Genomic DNA, 14,791 nt, shown 5'->3' on the forward strand with positions numbered 1-14,791 from the left:
GTCAGACGACCTCGGCCGGACCGGTGAGCACGCGCTGGTACTTGCCCATCGCCTCGGGCTCCACGCCGAGCCAGCGCGCCACCTGATCGAGCGTGGCGCCCCTGCGCAACTGGCGCAGCGCAAAGGTGTGGCGCAGCAGGAAGGAGCCGCCGCCGGCGGCCTCGATGCCCGCATCCTGGAGCACCTGCTTGGCGGCAACGTACTGGGCTTCCTTGCTCCAGGGCTTGCCGGTGCGCGTGGCCGGGAACAGGAACTCGCCCGCGATCAGCGTCTCGGCGCGTATCTTGAGCCAGTGCTGCAGCAGCTCGCCGGCCCAGGGAGCGACCGGTGCCTCGCGCGCCGGCGAATTGCCGTTGCCCGGCACCGCGACCTTCCAGGGCCGCTCGCGCCGGCCGGCCATCTGCGATGTCGGCGCATCGAGCCGCAGCAGGCGGACGTCTCCTGGCGTGAGCCCAGCGCCCAGCTGCAGGGCAACGGCCGTGCGGTTGCGCAGCGCCTGCCAGCTCAGCGCGGCCTGGGCATGCCTGTCGCCCGTCGTGCCGGGGCGCGGCCGGGCACTCGAGAGAAAGACGATGAGGTGCCGGGCCTCGGAGACCGAGAGGAATTCCGGCAGCGGATCGGCCCGCGCCGAATCCGCGTAACGAATCTCCGGCTGGGTCGCGATCCAGTCCGCGGCGGCGGTGTTGACCGGGGTGTCGTGGGTCTTTGCGTGGTGGCGCAGCACCCGGTCGATCAGCCGGAGCAGGCGCAGCGCATAGCGCGGCGACAGCGACAGGTCGTCGCTTTTCATGCCGAAGCGCGCCTGCTGGAACGCCGACAGGTCGCCCTTGTCCAGCGAGGCCAGCGTCACCGCGGGCGACTGGCCCAGGCACCAGGCCGTGAAACTGCCCCACATGTCCCGATAGACCGCGATGGAAGAGGGTTGCCGCAAGGCGCCGTTTTCCTGCTGCGCGGCCAGCCAGCTGGCAAACGCCGCCTGATGCGATTCGCCGGAGGGTTCGGAGAAGAGGGGAAGGGATGGCATAGAAAATACACTAACGGCCGGCGGTTGATTTGCGACCGGGCAAGTTGGGTTGCGTAGTGCGGCGGAGGCGGGAGGCGGGAGGCGGGTGGCGTTGGTCCATCGAATCGGTTGCCGTTAGTGTATTTGCTTGTCGGGCTCCGCACCACCCCTTCGCCGGCGCAGCAAATACCACGCAGCCGGAACCACCAGCATGCTCAAGAGTGGCGCCGTGACCATGCCGCCCACCATGGGCGCGGCGATGCGCGTCATCACCTCCGAACCGGTGCCGCTGCCAAGGAGGATGGGCAGCAGGCCCGCCATCACGACGGCCACGGTCATGGCCTTGGGCCGCACGCGCAGCACGGCGCCTTCGCGGATCGCGGCGCGCAGGGTCTGGTCGTTCATCGGTTCTCCGGCCTCGAGGCGCCGCGCCAGCGCGTTCTTCAGGTAGACCAGCATCACCACGCCGAACTCGGCCGCCACGCCGGCCAGCGCAATGAAGCCCACTGCCGTGGCGACGGAGATCGAGTGACCCATGGCCCAGACGAGCCAGAAGCCGCCGACCAGCGAGAACGGCACGGCCGCCATCACCAGCGCCGCATCGCCGAACGACCTGAACAGCAGGTAGAGCAGCACGAAGATGACCGCCAGCGTCGCCGGGACGACCAGCTTCAGCCGCTCGGTTGCGCGCTCCAGGTATTCGAACTGGCCGGACCATGACACGGCGTAGCCGGCCGGCATCTTGACGGCGCGGCCGACGGCCGCCTGCATGTCGGTGACGACGGAGCGCAGGTCGCGGCCGCGCACGTCCACATACACCCAGCCCGACAGCCGCGCGTTCTCGCTGCGCAGCATCGGCGGGCCGTCTTCGATGCGGATCGTTGCGACATCGCCCAGCAGCAGTTGCGCGCCCCTGGCCGTGACGAAGGGCAGCTGCCGCAGGCGCTCGAGCGAGTCGCGGACCTCGCGCGGATAGCGCACGTTGATCGGATAGCGCTCGCGTCCCTGAACGACTTCGCCCACGTTGTCGCCGCCGATGGCCGTGGACACCACGGCCTGCACGTCCGCCACCGAGAGCCCATGGCGCGCCGCCGCGAGCCGGTCGACGTCGACATCGATGTAGCGCCCGCCGGCGAGCCGCTCGGCCAGCGCGGACGACACGCCGGGAACGCCCCTGACCGCCGCCTCGATCTGCGAGGCCAGCGCGTCGATGGTGGCCAGGTCCGTGCCCGCCACCTTGATGCCGACGGGACTCTTGATGCCCGTGGCCAGCATGTCGATGCGGTTGCGGATCGGCGGCACCCAGACGTTGGTGAGGCCCGGCACCTTGACGGCGCGATCCAGTTCCTCGACCAGCCTTCCGGTCGTCATGCCCGCGCGCCATTGCGCCCGGGGCTTGAACTGGATGGTGGTCTCGAACATCTCGAGCGGTGCCGGATCGGTGGCCGTGTCCGCACGGCCGGCCTTGCCGAACACGCGCTCGACCTCGGGCACGGTCTTGATCAGCCGGTCGGTCAGCTGCAGCAGCTGCGACGCCTTCGACACCGAAAGCCCGGGCAGCGCGGACGGCATGTAGAGCAGGTCGCCTTCGTCCAGCGGCGGCATGAACTCGCCGCCGAGCCGCATCATCGGCACCGCGGTGAGGGCCAGCAGCGCAGCAGCCATCGCCAGCGTTCCCTTGGGGAAGCGCAGCACCAGCTCCAGCGCGGGACGGTAGGCCGCCATGAGAAAGCGGTTCACCGGGTTGGCGGCTTCATGCGGAATGCGCCCGCGGATCAGGTAGCCCATGAGCACCGGAATCAGCGTGACCGACAGGCCCGCCGCGGCCGCCATGGCGTAGGTCTTGGTGAAGGCCAGCGGCGAGAACAGCCGGCCCTCCTGCGCCTCGAGCGAGAACACCGGCACGAAGGACAGCGTGATCACCAGCAGCGAGAAGAACAGCGCCGGCCCCACCTCCACGGAGGCATCGACCACCAGCTGCCAGCGCTCGGCCACCGCGGGCTGCCGTCCCTGCGCGGCCTCGAAGGCCTCGATGTGCTTGTGCACGTTCTCCACCATGACGATCGCCCCGTCCACCATCGCACCGATGGCGATCGCGATACCGCCCAGCGACATGATGTTGGCGTTGACCCCCTGCCAGTGCATGACGATGAACGCGGCCAGCACGCCGATGGGCAGCGCCACCACCGCCACCAGCGCCGAGCGCAGGTGGAACAGGAACACCGCACAGACCAGCGCCACCACGACGAACTCCTCGATGAGCTTGGAGCGCAGGTTCGCCACCGCGCGGTCGATCAGCAGCGACCGGTCGTAGGTGGGCACGATCTCCACGCCCGGCGGCAGGCCCGGCTTGAGCGCCTCGAGCTTCGCCTTGACGGCCTCGATGGTCGAACGCGCGTTCTTGCCCGAGCGCATGACGACCACGCCGCCGGCCACTTCGCCTTCGCCGTCCAGTTCGGCGATGCCGCGGCGCATCTCGGGGCCGATCTGCACGGTCGCCACGTCGCGCAGCAGCACCGGCGTGGCGCCCGCCACCGCGAGTGGGATGGTCCGGAAATCGTCCAGCGAGCGCAGGTAGCCGCGCGAGCGCACCATGTACTCCGCCTCGGCGAATTCCACCACCGAGCCGCCGGAGGCCTGGTTGGCCTTCTGCAGGGCCTCCACCACCGCCGGCTGCGTGATGCCCAGCGCGCGCATGCGGTCGGGGTCGAGCACCACCTGGTACTGCCGCACCATGCCGCCGATGCTGGCCACCTCGGCCACGTCGGGCACGGTCTTGAGCTCGAACTTGAGGAACCAGTCGTTGAGCGCGCGCAGCTGCCCGATGTCGCGCATGCCCGTGCGGTCGACCAGCGCGTACTCGTAGATCCAGCCCACGCCCGTCGCGTCGGGGCCGAGCGAGGCACTCGCGCCCTCGGGAAGCCTGGCCTGCACCTGGTTGAGGTACTCCACCACGCGCGAGCGCGCCCAGTACGGATCGGTCTTGTCGTCGAACAGCACATAGACGAACGAGTCGCCGAAGAACGAATAGCCGCGCACGGTCCTGGCGCCGGGCACGCTGAGCATGGTGGTGGTCAGCGGGTAGGTGACCAGGTCCTCGACCACCTGGGGCGCCTTGCCGGGGTAGGGCGTACGGATGATGACCTGCGTGTCCGAGAGATCGGGCAGGGCGTCGAGCGGCATGCGCGCCACCGACCATCCTCCCGCGGCCACCAGGAACAGGGTCGCGATCAGCACCAGGAAGCGGTTGCCGACCGACCAGCGGATCAGGGCGGCGATCATTTCCTGGCGCCCGGTTGCAGCCGCTGGATGGAGACCAGCTCATAGCCCATCGGGCCGCCCTCCCTGAACTCGAAACGCACCGGGTCGCCCGGCTTGATTTCGGGGAATGCGCTGGGCGTGGCCTTGGCAAAGCCCATCGTCATGGCGGGCCACTGGAGCGTCGCGACCGGCCCGTGCGAAATGGTGATGCCGTCGGGCGCCACGCTCTCGACCTTGCCTTCGGCCTGGTGAGTCACCACGGCCGTTGCCGAGGCGCTTGCGGCCGGTGTGGCCGCAGGTGCCGCCATGTTGCCGAGCACCGAGCGCAGCCGCGCTTCCGAGTCGATCAGGAACTGGCCGCTGGCCACCACCTGCTCGCCCTCGGCCAGGCCCGAGACGACCTCGGTGTCGTCGCCCAGGTCCGCGCCCGTCGATACGTCGCGCGGCTCGAAGGCGCCGTCGGCCTTGCGCACGATGACGACGGCGCGCCGGCCGGTGCGGATCACGGCCTCCGAAGTCACCACCAGCCGGCTGCCCGCGGGCCCGGCCACCTGCAGCCGCAGCAGCATGCCGGGCGTGAGCTTCCCCTTCGTGTTGTCGACCTCGAAGCGGACCTTCAGGGTGCGGGTGGCGGTGCTGATCTCGGGCAGGATTTCGTCGAGTGCACCGTCGAACGACTGCGATGCATCGGCCTGCAGAACGGCCTTGGTCTTCTGCCCACGCGCGAGGCGAACCGCCTGCGCCTCCGGAATCTCGGCCACCGCCCAGACCTTCTGCAGGCCAGCGATGCGGAACAGCGTCATGCCGGGCGTCACTGCGACGCCTTCGCGCACGCCCAGCTCGGCCACCACGCCATCGACCGGCGCGGCGAGCACGTAGCGCGCCTGCGCCGTGCCGGTCTCCTCGCTGCGCCGGATGAGTTCAGCGGGAATCGACAGGGCCCGCATGCGGTCGCGCGCCGCCTCGACGAGATCGGACGAAGCGCCCGCGCGCCTGAGCGCGAGCCATTCGTTCTGCGGCCCGAGCCAGTCGGGCGCGAAGATGGTGGCCAGGGCCTGGCCCTTGCGCACGCGCTCCATCGGTGCGCGAACCGACAGGCGCTCGACGTAGCCGGCCACGCGGGTCTGCACCGCGGCGTTGCGCCGTTCGTCGAACTGCACGGACCCGATGGCTTCGAACGACGTCGATGCGTCGGTGCGCCGCACCTTCGCATACCGGATGCCGAGGTTCTGCTGCGCCGCGGGGCTGATCTTCACGCCCGCCTCGCTGGCGGTGGCGCTGTCGGCATACACGGGCACCAGTTGCATGTCCATGAACGGCGACTTGCCGGGCTTGTCGAAGCGCGGGCCGGGCACCATCGGGTCATGCCAGTAGAGGACCTTGCGGCCATCGGGCGTGGCAGCCGCGGCCATCGATGTATCTACAGTCTGGCCCGTCTTGCGGCCCAGGTAGAAGGCGCCGGCGGCGAGCAGCAGGGCGGCCAGCAGCGATACGCCCACGGTGAGTTTTCGGTTCATGGCGCCACCTCGGCAGTGAGCGGCCGGAAGGCCAGTTGGATTCGGGTCCGGGCGAGATCGCGCTGCAGCGCCAGCAGCTTGCGCTGCGCCTCGAGCTCCGCGTGCCGCGCCTCGAACAGCGCGGCGAGGCTCGCCTGGTTGGAGCGGTAGGCCGCCGTCGCCGCGGCCGTCCTCTGGCCGGCAGGAACGACGACGCTGGCGCGATAGCGCTCGATGCGCTGCTGCAGGCGCTCGGCATCGCTCGCGAGTGTGCGGTATTCGGCGCCGGCTGCGCGGGTGGCCTCGGCCAGATCGGCTTCGGCTTTCTCGACCAGCGCCAGCCTGGCGGCGGCGTCGCGGTCCTGCCGTTCGCCAGGCGCCACGGGCAGCGGAATGCTCACGCCCACCGACACCATGTCGGAATAGCCGCTGCGCTGGCCATAGGCGAGCTCCCAGGTCCAGTTGGGCTTGCGGTTGGAGGCGGTGACTGCCGCCGCCTGCCGGGCCACGTCGACGTCGCGCTGCAGCGCGGCCACCGTGGCGTGTCCGGCCACATAGGCCTCTTCAGCGGGCAAGGGAAGCTCGCCGACGGGCATCAGCCCGTCGGGCGGCACACCCACCCAGCGTTCGAGTGCCACGCGCGCGGCGTTCTGCTGCTGACGGATGTCCGCCGCACCGTCCTGCGCGGCGCCTCTTGCACCCGCCATCGCCAGCATCTCCTGGCTGCTGCCGGCGGCCGACGACAGGCGCGCGCGCGAGGCTTCCAGCTCTTCGCGGGCGTGGTGTTCCGCGAGTGCGGCGAGCTTCAGGGTTTCGCCGGCGTAGAAGGCGTCCAGGTACGCGAGCGCGGTCTGCAGGCGGACCTGGGCCGCGGCCACTTGCGCCTGCACCCTTTCGCGGCCGACCGCCGCATCGGCAGCGGCCTGGCGTGCCGCACGCTTGTCGGCGGACAGCCATTCCTGGCTGATGCCGATGCGCTTCATCGTCATCGATTCGCGCGCGGTGTGGAAGCGGTCCGGCCCGGTCGCGGGCAGGTTGTCGATGCCGACGCGCAGCACGGGATCGGGAAGCTGGGCCGCGGCCTGCGCCGCTTGCGTGGCGCTCAGCACGCCGGCGCGGGCAGCGCGTGCAGTCTCGGAGCGCCGTGCAGCCAACTCGAGCGCAGTGTCGAGGGACAGGGGGGCGGCCGTCGCAAGGCACGGCAGCAGCACAACAGCCAAGGCGGTTGCGCGGGAAAAGAAAATGGACATGACAACTCCGCGGACGAACGAGGCAATCGCTGGCGAGCGGACGCGCCGCACCAGCACCGGTCAGTCGACGGAGGGGTCAGACGCGAAGTCTGAGGGTCGCAAGAAAAACGGGATCGGGCGGCGGATGCTGCCGCTCGGGCAGCGCCTGGCGCGGAAGCGGCTCGGCAAGCGCTGCCGGCACCAGCGGCACGGCCAGCACCTGCACGATGGCAGGCAGCGAAGGCGTGGCGGCCTTCACCGGTTCGAACGACAGCGACATGTCGGCGGCATGCTGGTGGCACAGCACGGGCTGGGCGCTGTCCATGCCCTCGCAGGGCTCGCCCGGCGCCATCGCGATCCCGGCCGTCGACGCCGCGTCCGCTGCCCCGGGACAGACGTAGCCTGCCAGCGCCAGCTGCGAGAACAGCAGCGACAGGACCACGAGAAACGCGGTCATGCAACGTCGGGGGAAACGATAGCCGCTCATAGGGCGCCAGTGTATCGCCAGCGACATTGCCGGCAACCCAAAGTGAGTACCGGTTCGACTGGCAATCGAAGCGAGGCATGGAAGCTCCGCTGGCCTTCCGGAAAGCGCCGAAGATCGCACCGAGCAATCTCATTCTCTACACCGGCGATCAGTTTCCCGCATGGAAGGGAAACGTCTTCGTCGGCGCATTGGCCGGCAAGGCCGTATGGCGCTTCGAACTGGCGGGCGAGGACAACACTCCGCGCGTGGTTCGGCACGAAGCCCTGTTCGCCGAACTGGGAGCGCGCATCGTGCGCGTGGCGCGGGCGGACTCGATGCTGTAGTTGGCGGCGTTCTCGATCCTCGTTCGCTCGGCAAAAGAATCTGCCGAATCGGGCAGGGCCCTGTAACCCCCGCCACGCACGCCGCGAACTAGCAATTGACTGCGCATTGGGGCGCGGTTGCAATTTCTCAATCAATCTTTTGGAGTTCATCCATGATCAACCGTTCTTTCGCGATCACCGCTCTTGCACTGGGCGCCCTTGCCGCGGGCTCTGCCATGGCGCAGGACAAACCGATGGCCGACAAGATGGCCGCCATGGAAAAGTGCTACGGCGTCTCGATGGCCGGCAAGAACGACTGCGCCGCCGGCCCCGGCACCACCTGCGCGGGCACCTCCAAGGTCGACTACCAGGGCAACGCCTGGAAGAACGTTCCGGCCGGCACCTGCGCCACCATCAAGACGCCCAAGGGCATGGGTTCGCTGACGCCGATCAAGTCCTGATCGCGGCACTGCGCACGCTGCCATGTCCGACATCCTCGCGGCCGGCCTCGGCCTCAAGCCGGAGCACTACGAGGCCGCGTTCGGCGCGCGTGCCGAGGGCCTGTGGTTCGAGGTGCACCCCGAGAACTACATGGTGGCGGGCGGCCCGCGCATCGGATGGCTCGAAGCAATCCGCGCGCGCCATCCGGTGTCGCTGCATGGCGTCTCGCTTTCGCTCGCAGGGGAGGCGCAGCCCGATGCGGCGCATCTTCAGCGGCTGGCGGCGCTCGTCCGGCGCATCCAGCCCGCGCTGATCTCCGAGCACCTGGCCTGGTCCACATGGAACGGCCAGTACTTTCCGGACCTGCTTCCCTTTCCGCGCAGCACCGGCGCGCTGCAGCGCATCGCCGACAACATCGCGCGCACGCAGGACGCGCTGGGCACGGCGATTGCCATCGAGAACCCGTCCCACTACCTGCACATCGACGGGCATGAATGGGACGAGATCGATTTTCTTGCCGAACTGTCGCGCCGCACCGGCTGCAGGCTGCTGCTCGACATCAACAACGTGTACGTGTCCGCATGCAACCTGGGTTTCTCGGCCGCGCAATGGATCGACCGGTTTCCGCAGGCGCTGGTCGGCGAGATCCATCTCGCGGGCCACAGCGCCGACCCTGCGCTCGGCGGTGCCCTGCTGATCGATTCGCATGATGCGCCCATCGCGCCGGAGGTGTGGCAGCTGTACCGGCGCTTCGTCGATCGCGCCGGTGCCCGGCCCACGCTGATCGAGCGCGACGGCAACGTGCCGGCCTTCGGGGAACTCATGGCCGAGCAGGAACAGGCCGCGGCCGCGCTGCAGCGCGCGGCGCAGGAGGCCGTGGCATGAACGCACCGCCCGATCAGTTCCAGCAGGCCTTTGCGCAGGCGCTGTTCGCTGCGCCGGAGGCTGCGCACCCCGCGGTGCGGGCGCTCGCCATGCAGCCCGCCTTCGCGGTGTACCGCAACACCGTGATGAAGGCCTGCATCGATGCGCTGCAGGCCAACTTCCCGACCGTTGCGCAGCTGGTGGGCGAGGAGTGGTTTCGCGCCGCCGCCGCACTCTATGTGGCGGCCGATCCGCCGAGCGACGGGCGCCTGCTGCACTACGGCGGCGGCTTCCCCGATTTCCTGCGCGGCTTCGAGCCGGCTGCCGAGCTCGTCTACCTGCCCGCCGTGGCGCAGCTCGACACGCTCTGGCGCGAAGCCCATGCCGCGCAGGACGCACCGGCCGCCGACGCCGCATGGATCGCCCGCCGCACGCCGGAACAGATGGCGGCCCTGGCCCTCGCGCCGCACCCGGCGGCCCGCTGGACCTGGTTCGACGAGCAACCGGTCTACAGCATCTGGGAGCGCCATCGCCGGCCGGGCGCGGCTGGCGACGAACTGGCCTGGCGAGGCGAGGGCGCCTTGCTGACGCGGCCCGGCGACACGGTGAACTGGCACGAGATCACCCAGGCCGGCTGCGCCTTCCTCGACGCCTGCGCCAGCGGCGCAAGCCTTGCCGAGGCCGCGGAGTGCGCGCTGGCGGCCGACCCGGCGGCAGACATCTCGGCCATGTTCGCCGCCTTGCTGCGCGCCGGTGCATTCGCCGGCACTTCGGCTTTGCCGGCATCCAACGAAAGAGCACCATGAGCACCACCCCCCAGGCTTCCGCATCGATCGAAGTCGGCAACCGCCGCGGCCTTCGTGCGCACTGGAACGCCGTGGCCGAGCGCCTCACGCGCCTGGTGGCCCACGACGCACTGGCACTGGCCACGCGCGTGGCCGTGGCGGCCATCTTCTTCTATTCGGGCCGCACCAAGGTCGAGGGCTTTCTCACCCTGACCGACAGCGCGTACGAGCTGTTCCGCACCGAATACAGATTGCCGTTCGTGCCGCCCGAGATCGCCGCGCACCTGGCGGCCTACTCGGAGCACCTGTTCCCGCTGCTGCTGGTGCTGGGCCTGTTCACGCGCCTGTCGGCGCTGGCCCTGCTGGGCATGACGCTGGTGATCCAGGTGTTCGTCTACCCCGACGCATGGCCGACGCACCTCTCGTGGGCCGCGCTGCTGCTGTACCTGGCGGGACGCGGCGCGGGCCGCCTGTCGCTCGACCACGCGCTGGGCATTCGCTGACAGGCCAGCTCCCGGCCCGCGGGCTTCCACCCTGTTAAATCGGGCGCGGCTTGCCTATATTGGGCCGCGATGCCTTCCACCTGGTTTCTCGACACGCCGCCTGCGGGCCAGCTGCTGGACGCCGGCGCCGTCGCGCACCTGCTCGATGCAGGCAATGAGCAGGCGCCCGCGCTCCACATGCTCGACTTCATCAACCACGTGGTGCCGGTCGAATACATCTCGCTCGTGGAATACATCGACGGTGTTCCGTCGCAGGTGGAAGGGCATTCGGCCGGCCGGCGCGACAACATCACGGCGGAGTGCTTTTCCCTCTACAAGAAGCGGTTCCGACAGGCCGACGACATGACCCGCCTGGCCGCGCGCATGGGCGGGGAGGCGCTGGGCCAGGCACCCGTCACCGCCTTGCTGTACGACGCGGCGGACATCCCCGACCCGGCATGGCGCGAGCAGATCTTCGTCGGCCGGCAATTGACGGGGCGGCTGAGCTTTCTCTACTCGCCCGTGCCGCGCACGATCTTTGCGATCAACCTGTACCGCAACCGGCAGAACGGCCAGTTTGCGCAGGCGGATGTCGCGCAACTGCTCGGCCTGGCGCCCCTGCTGAAGCGCGCGCACCGCAATGCGCTCTTTGCGCAGCTCGCATCGCCCGATACGCCGTTGCGCGTGGCGGGCATCGAGCGCACGCTGCAGCGCACGGCGCCGCAACTGTCGCCGCGCGAGCGCGAGGTCTGCGCGCGCATCGCCTGCGGGATCGGCGCCGACGGCATCGCCGCGGACCTGGGCATCGCCGCGTCGAGCGTGACGACGCTGCGCAAGCGCGCCTACCTGAAGCTCGCGATCCACGGGCGGCAGCAGCTCGCGCGCTTTATCCACTAGGGGTTCACCCCGAGGGTTTTGTACCCTCCTGCAGGGACAGACGAACGCCGCGCGAATTCCTACATTGCCTGGACTCTTGGAGACAGGCATGTGGGTTCGAAACTGCTGGTACGTCATTGCGTGGGATCACGAAATTTCCGACCACGCGCTGTTCACGCGCACGGTGCTCGACGAGCCGATCCTGGTCTATAGAACCGAAGGCGGCGAGCTGGTTGCGATGCAGGACCGCTGCTGCCACCGGCATGCGCCGCTGTCGCGCGGGCGCAGGGAAGGCGACTGCGTGCGCTGCGGCTACCACGGACTCAAGTTCGCGGCCGATGGCATCTGCGTGGAGGCACCCGGGCTGGCCAGCATTCCCGTGAAGGCGCGCGTGCGGACCTATCCGGTGGTCGCGCACAACAAGTGGATCTTCGTCTGGATGGGCGATCCGTCGCGCGCGGACCGCGCGCTGCTGCCGGACAACTTCTCGTGCGACCACCCCGACTGGCGCTACAAGCCCGGCTATGTCCACTACGACACGCCCTATCTGCTGGTCTGCGACAACCTGCTGGACTTCTCGCACCTGAGCTATGTGCACGAGGGCACGCTGGGCGGGTCGACGGCGATCGCCCAGGCCGTGCCCCGGATCGAGAAGGTGCCGCGCGGCATCCGCGTGACGCGGCACGTGCCCGACGTGCCTCCGTCGGCGTTCTGGAAGTCGTTCCAGAGTTTCGACCGCAACGTCGACCGCTACTTCATCTACGACTTCCTCCTGCCCGGCACCTTGCTGATGAAGTCGGGCGGCGCGCCGGTGGGGCAGGCCGGGGGCGAGCAGCGCGCCAGCGTGCAGCTGCACAGCTGCCAGGCGCTCACGCCCGAGACGGCAACGACCACGCACTACTTCTTCCAGCAATCGCACCGAAGCAGCGTTGCGGACCCCGCGGTCACCGAAACCATCTACCGCGGCCTGGTCACCGCGTTCGAGGAAGACCGCGAAATGATCACCGCGCAGTACCTGAACATCGATCCCGAAGCGCGCATGCTGCCGCTCGCGATGGACGCCGCGCTGGTCCAGTACCGGCGGCTGCTGCAGGAAGAGGTCGAGCGCGAACAGCGCGCCTCGCAGGCCGCCTGACGCCGTGCGCCAAGCGCCCCCCCGTCCAGAACAACTCCAGGAGACCCCGATGCGCCGCCACTTTCTCACCCTCGGCTTCGCCATGCTCGCCGCACTGCCGCTCGCGGGGCTCGCGCAAGGCAACTTCCCGGGCAAGCCGATCCGCATCGTCGTCACGGCCCAGGCCGGCGGCGCCAACGACTTCGTCGCGCGCCTGATCGGCGAGCACGTCGCGAAGGCGCTGGGCCAGCCCTTCGTGGTCGACAACCGTGCCGGCGCGAACGGCGCGGTGGGCCTGGGCGAAGTGGCACGCGCCGCGCCCGACGGCTACACGATCGCCGTCACGCTCGGCGATTCGCTCATCAACAACGTCGCGCTCTACAAGACGCTGCCCTACGACCCGCAGCGCGACTTCGTCTTCCTGACGCAGGTCGTGCGCAGCCCGGCCATCCTGTCGGCCAACCTCGAACTCGGCGTGAAGGACATGGAGAGCTTCCGCAAGCTCGCGGCCCGGCCGGGCCAGCAGCTCAGCTACGGCACCTGGGGACCGGGCGGCCTCGGCCACCTGGCGGGCGAGGCGCTCAACCGCAAGCTCGATGCGCACATGGTGCACGTGCCGCAGCGCGGCGAAGCGCCCGTGATGGCCGACCTGCTGAGCCACACCGTGAGCGTCGGCCTCACGTCGGCGGGCCTGGCGCGCCAGCATGTGCAGGCGGGCAAGGTCGTTCCGCTCGCGATCATGGGGCGCGAGCGCTCGGCCGTGCTGCCGCAGGTGCCCACGATGCGCGAACTGGGCTTCGACGATCCGCTGTTCGAGGCGGCGGTATGGATCGCGTTCGTCGCGCCCGCCAGGACGCCGCCCGCGGTGGTCGAGCGGCTGACGGTGGCGCTGCGCAACGCCGCCGCCATGCCCGAGGTCCAGGCGCGGATGGCGGAGCGCGGGCTGGAGATGCTCAACACCACGCCCGAGCAGTTCAGCGCGAACTACCGGCGCGACTTCGACGTGATCACCCGGCGCATGCGGGAGTTCGGCATCGAGGCGCAGTAGCCGCCGCAGTGCCGGCCGGTTCCGAAGCATGGCTGACCCCTGTGCAAAAAGAGAAATGTCGTTATAGTCAACCAATTGGTTCACTATTTTCAACCTTCTCCGGGAACAAGACGATGAACATCCCTGCCTCCGCGCGTCCGGCCGACGCGCTCGACTCCAACTGGTCCCTCGTGGCCGCCGGCGCGCTGATGACCTGCGTGGCCATCGGCGTGCTGTTTTCGCTGGCCGTTTTCCTGGAGCCCATGAGCGCGGCCAGCGGCTGGTCGCGCGCGGGCATTTCCAGCGCCATGACGCTGGCCTTCCTGAGCATGGGCGTGGCCGGCTTCGGCTGGGGCGCCTTGAGCGACCGCTACGGCCCGCGCGTGGTGGTGCTCGCGGGCACGGTGCTGCTCGGGCTCTCGACGGTGCTGGCCAGCCGCGCATCGACCTTGCTCGAGTTCCAGCTCTTCTACGGCGTGATGATGGGCATTGCCGCCGGCAGCTTCTTCGCGCCGGTGATCGCCACCACCGCGTCATGGTTCGACAGGCACCGCAGCCTGGCCGTGTCGCTGGTGTCGGCGGGCATGGGCGTGGCGCCCATGACCATCTCGCCGCTGGCCGCATGGCTGGTGACGAATCACGACTGGCGCACGGCCCAGCTGATCATCGGCATCGGCGCGTGGATCGTGCTGCTGCCGGCGGTCTGGCTCATTCGCGCGGCCCCGGGCGCCGCTCACGCGGCCGCTGCGGCAGGAGGCGCGGCCCCGGCACCGGACATGAAGGTCGGCCAGGCGCTGCGCTCGCGGGCCTTCCTCGTGCTCGGGATCACGTTCTTCGCCTGCTGCGCGGCGCATTCGGGGCCGATCTTCCACACGGTCAGCTATGCCATCGGCTGCGGCCTGCCGACTTTTGCGGCCGTCACCATCTACAGCATGGAAGGGGCGGCGGGCCTCGGCGGGCGCCTGCTCTTCGGCGTGCTGGCGGACCGGCTGGGCGCCAAGCGGGTGCTCGTGGCCGGCCTGCTGATCCAGGCCTTTGCCGCCGCGAGCTACCTGCTGGTGAACCAGCTCGGCGGCTTCTATGCCGTGGCCATCGTCTTCGGCCTGGCCTATGGCGGCGTGATGCCGCTCTATGCGGTGCTGGCGCGGGACTACTTCGGCCCCCGCATCCTCGGCACGGTGCTGGGCGCGGCGTCGATGCTGTCGAGCCTGGGCATGGCGCTCGGCCCGGTGCTCGGCGGCTGGCTGTTCGACCGCCACGGCAGCTATGCCTGGATGTACATCGGCTCGATGGCCGTGGGGCTCGGCGCCGTGGCCATCGCGCTCACGTTCCCGCGGACCGACGCCGCCGGCAGAGCGCCGCGGCTGCAGCCGGCGGGCTGACTCCGTTTCCAACGGCTGGATCGTCTTGGCTCAACCGCGCGC

At 69.7% G+C, this 14,791-nt stretch carries 14 protein-coding genes; 9 read left to right on the forward strand and 5 right to left on the reverse strand.

The window, feature by feature from the left end:
• Position 1: 1 nt before the first annotated feature.
• The 5 genes from EJO66_RS26005 to EJO66_RS26025 all read right to left on the reverse strand — a co-directional run bounded on the left by EJO66_RS26005 (position 2) and on the right by EJO66_RS26025 (position 7,446).
• Entirely contained in the window at positions 2-1,024 is a 1,023-nt protein-coding gene (locus EJO66_RS26005; RefSeq protein ID WP_124961012.1) for a tyrosine-type recombinase/integrase, read from the reverse strand.
• A 114-nt stretch (positions 1,025-1,138) separates the two neighbouring features.
• Positions 1,139-4,285 carry an efflux RND transporter permease subunit gene (locus EJO66_RS26010; protein WP_125966551.1) on the reverse strand — a complete coding sequence of 1,049 codons (3,147 nt, stop codon included), beginning with the start codon at positions 4,283-4,285 and terminating at the stop codon, positions 1,139-1,141.
• Complete coding sequence (locus EJO66_RS26015) at positions 4,282-5,781, reverse strand: efflux RND transporter periplasmic adaptor subunit (protein ID WP_125966552.1); 1,500 nt, start codon at positions 5,779-5,781, stop codon at positions 4,282-4,284. Before EJO66_RS26015 ends, EJO66_RS26010 begins: the two co-directional genes overlap by 4 nt.
• Positions 5,778-7,010 (reverse strand): TolC family protein, encoded by a 1,233-nt coding sequence (locus tag EJO66_RS26020; RefSeq protein WP_125966553.1) that lies wholly within the window; start codon positions 7,008-7,010, stop codon positions 5,778-5,780. Before EJO66_RS26020 ends, EJO66_RS26015 begins: the two co-directional genes overlap by 4 nt.
• 76 nt (positions 7,011-7,086) lie before the next feature.
• Positions 7,087-7,446 carry a hypothetical protein gene (locus EJO66_RS26025; protein WP_164547913.1) on the reverse strand — a complete coding sequence of 120 codons (360 nt, stop codon included), beginning with the start codon at positions 7,444-7,446 and terminating at the stop codon, positions 7,087-7,089.
• Between the two features lie 56 nt (positions 7,447-7,502).
• Here EJO66_RS26025 and EJO66_RS26030 point away from each other — a divergent pair, with 56 nt between their 5' ends.
• From EJO66_RS26030 to EJO66_RS26070, 9 genes are all read left to right on the forward strand, one after another.
• On the forward strand, positions 7,503-7,799 hold the full coding sequence (locus EJO66_RS26030; protein WP_276311994.1) for a PQQ-dependent sugar dehydrogenase: 297 nt from the start codon (positions 7,503-7,505) through the stop codon (positions 7,797-7,799).
• Between the two features lie 152 nt (positions 7,800-7,951).
• The gene (locus tag EJO66_RS26035; RefSeq protein WP_125966555.1) at positions 7,952-8,239 is read left to right on the forward strand and encodes a BufA1 family periplasmic bufferin-type metallophore; all 288 of its coding nucleotides are present in this window, start codon (positions 7,952-7,954) and stop codon (positions 8,237-8,239) included.
• A gap of 22 nt (positions 8,240-8,261) precedes the next feature.
• A complete protein-coding gene (gene bufB, locus EJO66_RS26040; RefSeq protein ID WP_125966556.1) occupies positions 8,262-9,104 on the forward strand; it encodes an MNIO family bufferin maturase in 843 nt (280 codons plus the stop codon).
• Entirely contained in the window at positions 9,101-9,889 is a 789-nt protein-coding gene (locus tag EJO66_RS26045) for an HvfC/BufC N-terminal domain-containing protein (protein ID WP_125966557.1), read from the forward strand. Before bufB ends, EJO66_RS26045 begins: the two co-directional genes overlap by 4 nt.
• Entirely contained in the window at positions 9,886-10,371 is a 486-nt protein-coding gene (locus tag EJO66_RS26050) for a DoxX family protein (RefSeq protein ID WP_125966558.1), read from the forward strand. Before EJO66_RS26045 ends, EJO66_RS26050 begins: the two co-directional genes overlap by 4 nt.
• Before the next feature lie 69 nt (positions 10,372-10,440).
• Positions 10,441-11,247 (forward strand): helix-turn-helix transcriptional regulator, encoded by an 807-nt coding sequence (locus EJO66_RS26055; RefSeq protein ID WP_125966559.1) that lies wholly within the window; start codon positions 10,441-10,443, stop codon positions 11,245-11,247.
• Positions 11,248-11,335: 88 nt separating this feature from the next.
• The gene (locus EJO66_RS26060) at positions 11,336-12,361 is read left to right on the forward strand and encodes an aromatic ring-hydroxylating dioxygenase subunit alpha (protein ID WP_125966560.1); all 1,026 of its coding nucleotides are present in this window, start codon (positions 11,336-11,338) and stop codon (positions 12,359-12,361) included.
• A gap of 49 nt (positions 12,362-12,410) precedes the next feature.
• Complete coding sequence (locus EJO66_RS26065; RefSeq protein WP_125966561.1) at positions 12,411-13,388, forward strand: Bug family tripartite tricarboxylate transporter substrate binding protein; 978 nt, start codon at positions 12,411-12,413, stop codon at positions 13,386-13,388.
• Positions 13,389-13,501: 113 nt separating this feature from the next.
• Positions 13,502-14,749, forward strand: coding sequence for an MFS transporter (locus EJO66_RS26070; RefSeq protein WP_125966562.1), 1,248 nt, complete (start codon positions 13,502-13,504; stop codon positions 14,747-14,749).
• The last annotated feature ends 42 nt before the right edge of the window (positions 14,750-14,791 follow it).

This window comes from Variovorax beijingensis (assembly GCF_003951285.1).
GTDB classification, from domain to species: Bacteria; Pseudomonadota; Gammaproteobacteria; order Burkholderiales; family Burkholderiaceae_C; genus Variovorax; species Variovorax beijingensis.

Bases quoted from the DNA above. Each gene is read 5' to 3' on its own strand.
- EJO66_RS26005 (WP_124961012.1), bottom strand. From the start codon at position 1,024: ATGCCATCCCTTCCCCTCTTCTCCGAACCCTCCGGCGAATCGCATCAG.
- EJO66_RS26010 (WP_125966551.1), bottom strand. From the start codon at position 4,285: ATGATCGCCGCCCTGATCCGCTGGTCGGTCGGCAACCGCTTCCTGGTG.
- EJO66_RS26015 (WP_125966552.1), bottom strand. From the start codon at position 5,781: ATGAACCGAAAACTCACCGTGGGCGTATCGCTGCTGGCCGCCCTGCTG.
- EJO66_RS26020 (WP_125966553.1), bottom strand. From the start codon at position 7,010: ATGTCCATTTTCTTTTCCCGCGCAACCGCCTTGGCTGTTGTGCTGCTG.
- EJO66_RS26025 (WP_164547913.1), bottom strand. From the start codon at position 7,446: ATGACCGCGTTTCTCGTGGTCCTGTCGCTGCTGTTCTCGCAGCTGGCG.
- EJO66_RS26035 (WP_125966555.1), top strand. From the start codon at position 7,952: ATGATCAACCGTTCTTTCGCGATCACCGCTCTTGCACTGGGCGCCCTT.
- bufB (WP_125966556.1), top strand. From the start codon at position 8,262: ATGTCCGACATCCTCGCGGCCGGCCTCGGCCTCAAGCCGGAGCACTAC.
- EJO66_RS26045 (WP_125966557.1), top strand. From the start codon at position 9,101: ATGAACGCACCGCCCGATCAGTTCCAGCAGGCCTTTGCGCAGGCGCTG.
- EJO66_RS26050 (WP_125966558.1), top strand. From the start codon at position 9,886: ATGAGCACCACCCCCCAGGCTTCCGCATCGATCGAAGTCGGCAACCGC.
- EJO66_RS26055 (WP_125966559.1), top strand. From the start codon at position 10,441: ATGCCTTCCACCTGGTTTCTCGACACGCCGCCTGCGGGCCAGCTGCTG.
- EJO66_RS26060 (WP_125966560.1), top strand. From the start codon at position 11,336: ATGTGGGTTCGAAACTGCTGGTACGTCATTGCGTGGGATCACGAAATT.
- EJO66_RS26065 (WP_125966561.1), top strand. From the start codon at position 12,411: ATGCGCCGCCACTTTCTCACCCTCGGCTTCGCCATGCTCGCCGCACTG.
- EJO66_RS26070 (WP_125966562.1), top strand. From the start codon at position 13,502: ATGAACATCCCTGCCTCCGCGCGTCCGGCCGACGCGCTCGACTCCAAC.